The organism is Pseudomonas sp. P4_C3, from assembly GCF_056402075.1.
On sequence record NZ_JBFUIC010000362.1, the window covers coordinates 1 to 3,719 of the forward strand.

Sequence of the window (3,719 nt, forward strand, 5' to 3'; positions counted from 1 at the left end):
CGTTATGACTGGCCAGGCTGACGAACAGGCCCAGCAAACACAGCTTCTTCATGAATAGTTTTCTCAAGGGCCCAAACGGCGATGCACACGCCGGCCAGCCAAAATTTAGGGAGCGTCTATTGTTGTTCGGGTGCCCGCTCAAAAGACCAGAGCCAAAAAACCACAGCCAGATGGCGGATGCGTTTTTGCGCAGGGCCTCTTTTTAGCCCATCGGCCCGTTGCAATCCAGAGGCGCGGGCGATTATGCCCCAAGAGCCGGCTCAGTAGGTTTCACGGTCGGTCTTTTCATGAAATGTACAAGGGAGCTTCAGCCTGATGAATGTAAGTCCAATCTACCGTTCGCGCCTGCAGGTCGCCACGCTGCTGATGCTGGCCACGTTGCTGACCGCTTGCGGCATCAACAATATCCCGACCCTCGACGAACAGGCTAAGGCCGCCTGGGGCCAGGTGCAGAACCAGTATCAGCGCCGTGCTGACCTGATTCCCAATCTGGTGGAAACCGTCAAGGGCTACGCCAAACATGAGGAAGAGACCCTGACGGCGGTCATTGAAGCTCGGGCCAAGGCCACGTCGATCCAGGTGGATGCCTCGACCCTCGACAACCCGGAAAAACTCAAGCAGTACCAACAGGCCCAGGATCAGCTCAGTGGCGCCTTGAGTCGTTTGATGGTGGTCTCCGAGCGCTATCCGGACCTGAAGGCCAACCAGAACTTCCTCGCCTTGCAATCGCAGCTTGAAGGCACCGAGAACCGGATCAGCGTGGCCCGGCGTGATTTCATCCTCGCGGTGCAGAAATACAACACCGAGATCCGCACGTTCCCCGGTCGCCTGTGGCACAGCGTGATGTACAGCGACCTGCCGGTGCGCGAGACCTTCGAAGCCACACCGGGGTCGGAAAAGGCCCCCGAGGTCAAATTCTGAATCAACCCTGTAGGAGCTGCCGCAGGCTGCGATCTTTTGACTTTGATTTTTTCGCGAGCGCTAAAGGTCAAGATCAACAGATCGCAGCCTGCGGCAGCTCCTACAGGGCCAGGCTTGGGACGGAAGAGGTTGCTAATGCGTGTGTTTAAAACAGTCCTGTTGCTGTTGTTCTGGCTGGTGACGATCACGGCCCGGGCCGAGCTGAGCTTCCCGGCGCTGACCGGGCGGGTGGTCGACAATGCGCAGATGATCGAGCCATCGGTGCGCCAGCAACTCAGCCAACAACTTCAGGCCCATGAGCAAGCCACCGGCGAGCAGCTTGTGGTCGTGACTTTGCCGGATTTGCAAGGCACAGACATCGCCGACTTCGGTTACCAACTCGGCCGCCACTGGGGCATCGGGCAGAAGGACAAGAACAACGGCGCCTTGCTGATCGTCGCCCGGGACGAGCGTAAACTTCGCATCGAAGTCGGCTACGGCCTGGAGGATCGCCTGACCGATGCCCAGAGTTCGGTGATCATCAACCAGGTCATTACCCCGGCGTTCAAGACCGGCAACTTCAGCAAGGGCATCAGTGACGGCGTGGCGGCGATGCTGGTGGTGCTGGGCGGCAACCCCCTGGACGAACCCTCCACGGCGTATGAATCCAGAGGCGATCCGGGGGGCGATTTCGTCTCGCGGCATCCCGGGTTGTTCGTGTTTTTGCTGATGTTGTTCATCCTGACTGTTTTTGTGTGCCAGATGCTCGGTATCCTTCCCGCCGGCCGGGGCGGCTCCGGCGGATCCGGGGGCGGCTTTGGCGGTGGTGGATTTGGCGGCGGCGGTGGAGGTGGAGGCTTCAGCGGCGGCGGGGGCAGTTTCGGCGGGGGCGGTTCGTCCGGCGGCTGGTGATAATAAAAACGAGCAGGCACTTCACGACATGGCATTACTGACTGAACACGAACAACGCAAAGTGGCCGAGGCAATTGCCCGGGTCGAGCGCGATACTGATGCGGAACTGGTGACCGTGCTCGCGGCCCGCGCCGACGACTATGCGTACATCCCGTTGCTGTGGGCCAGCCTGCTGGCGCTGCTGGTGCCGGGCGTCGTGCATTACCTCACCGGTTGGCTGACCCTGCACAGCCTGCTGATGGTGCAATGGGCGCTCTTCATTGTGCTGTGCCTGGTGTTCCGCCTGCCGAACGTCACCACCCATCTGATCCCGCGCTCGGTGCGCCACTGGCGCGCCTCGAACCTGGCGCGCCGGCAGTTCCTGGAGCAGAACCTGCACCACACCGAGGGCAGCACTGGCGTGCTGATTTTCGTCTCCGAGGCCGAGCGTTATGTGGAGATCCTGGTGGATGAAGGGATTTCCAGTCGCCTGGACAACAAGAACTGGGACGCCATTGTCGCCACGTTCACCCAACAGGTGAAGCAGGGGCAGACGCTGCAAGGGTTTGTCAGCTGCATCGAAGCCTGTGGCGAATTGCTCAAAGTGCATGTGCCAGTGACCCATGCGCGCAATGAGTTGCCGAACCGGTTGGTAGTACTCGGCTAAGACTTTTCATCGTGTTATGTAGCGCTCGCCGCTACAACTCCCGTCGATTGTTCGGGTTCGGCCTGATCGTCAGTATTTCTCTCTAACAGTGGACGCCCAGCGACGGGTGTTCCCGCAAAGAGGGATTCTTATGTCAACCCAACAATCGAATGACTCTTTGGCGCGGGTAGCACCCGGCGGAGAGGGAAGTACACCAACGGCGAAGCTGACGGCGAAAGAAACACAAATCCTGATGTGGTGTTTCAAGGGCAAGACTTCCTGGGAAATCGCCAGGATCGAGAATTGCGCGGAATCTACCGTTAATTTTCACTTCGCCAATATTCGCCGAAAGTTCGACGTCAGCACTCGCAGTTCTGCCTTGCTCAAGGCGATCGAGTCGGGAGCGATCATCGTGGATTCGGTCGTTGCGCGAGGTGCACATGAGCCTGACTGATTCGACCTACAACGGTATCAGTGGGCTCATGTTGGGAATGGGGATTGCATCACTGCCAGTGGTTGATGGCGAGGTACTGTTTGGTGCAATGCTCGGCGCGTGGCTGGTTACAACCACTCGCACTGACTTCAAGGCCTGGCAACGCATCGGTTCCTGGTCGCTGTCTGCGGGTGTCGGTTACCTCTTCACGCCTGTCGCACATCCGCTGGTGCCTTTTCTGACAGCAGGCGTGACAGCCTTTCTTTGCGCACTGGTTGTTATTCCTATCAGCATCAAGTTCATGCAATGGATCGATAGCGTCGGTATCGGCGAAATCATTCGACACCTGCGAAGGCGAAGATGAGGGGCCATGAATGGATTGCTTTGGTGTGGGTGGCGGGCGCGGCATGTCTTGAAGCTATGAAACTTCGGATTACATAGGTCATCAAGTTTCATTCGAAGGTTTAAGTGTTGCCAGAATGGAGGCCATTTCGGAAAGCCTGAGTTCCATATCACGCAGTCGTTGCTTTTCCTCGAGTGCGTGTTGTATGGCGCAGCGATCATCTTCGTCGAGCAACCGCCAGAGCGTGAGAATGGTGTTTTCCCGTGTTGTGCTTTCCTGATTGGCTTCCGAAGAATTAGTAACTGTTTGTCTCAAAATCGGACCTTCGCCCAGCAGCAACCAATCAAGGGAGATACCCCGAGTTTGAGCAATTTCTACGCATAATGAGTACGGCGTGCTGTCGCGGCCTTTCCAGCTACTAAGGGTTTGCGGACTGATCTGTAGCGCCGAAGATAAAGAAACATCGGTTCTAGTACCTGTAATTTGCTTTAAACGAGCCAGAACAG

Annotated in this window: 6 protein-coding genes; 5 read left to right on the forward strand and 1 reads right to left on the reverse strand. The window is 57.6% G+C overall.

Features of this window, described 5'->3' with window-relative positions; genetic code table 11:
* Positions 1-315: 315 nt before the first annotated feature.
* The 5 genes from AC1DVH_RS27575 (at position 316) to AC1DVH_RS27595 (ending at position 3,234) form a co-directional block, all read left to right on the forward strand.
* Positions 316-921 (forward strand): LemA family protein, encoded by a 606-nt coding sequence (locus AC1DVH_RS27575; RefSeq protein ID WP_477756454.1) that lies wholly within the window; start codon positions 316-318, stop codon positions 919-921.
* Positions 922-1,056: 135 nt separating this feature from the next.
* Positions 1,057-1,812 (forward strand): TPM domain-containing protein, encoded by a 756-nt coding sequence (locus AC1DVH_RS27580; RefSeq protein ID WP_477756455.1) that lies wholly within the window; start codon positions 1,057-1,059, stop codon positions 1,810-1,812.
* A gap of 28 nt (positions 1,813-1,840) precedes the next feature.
* Positions 1,841-2,458, forward strand: coding sequence for a TPM domain-containing protein (locus tag AC1DVH_RS27585; protein WP_477756456.1), 618 nt, complete (start codon positions 1,841-1,843; stop codon positions 2,456-2,458).
* Between the two features lie 130 nt (positions 2,459-2,588).
* Entirely contained in the window at positions 2,589-2,891 is a 303-nt protein-coding gene (locus AC1DVH_RS27590) for a helix-turn-helix transcriptional regulator (RefSeq protein ID WP_477756457.1), read from the forward strand.
* Positions 2,878-3,234, forward strand: coding sequence for a putative holin (locus AC1DVH_RS27595; RefSeq protein ID WP_477756458.1), 357 nt, complete (start codon positions 2,878-2,880; stop codon positions 3,232-3,234). The genes AC1DVH_RS27590 and AC1DVH_RS27595 overlap by 14 nt, the downstream gene beginning before the upstream one ends.
* Before the next feature lie 81 nt (positions 3,235-3,315).
* Here the strand turns inward: AC1DVH_RS27595 and AC1DVH_RS27600 are convergent.
* Positions 3,316-3,719 (reverse strand): helix-turn-helix domain-containing protein (locus tag AC1DVH_RS27600; protein ID WP_477756459.1); only part of this gene is annotated, 404 nt, incomplete at its 5' end.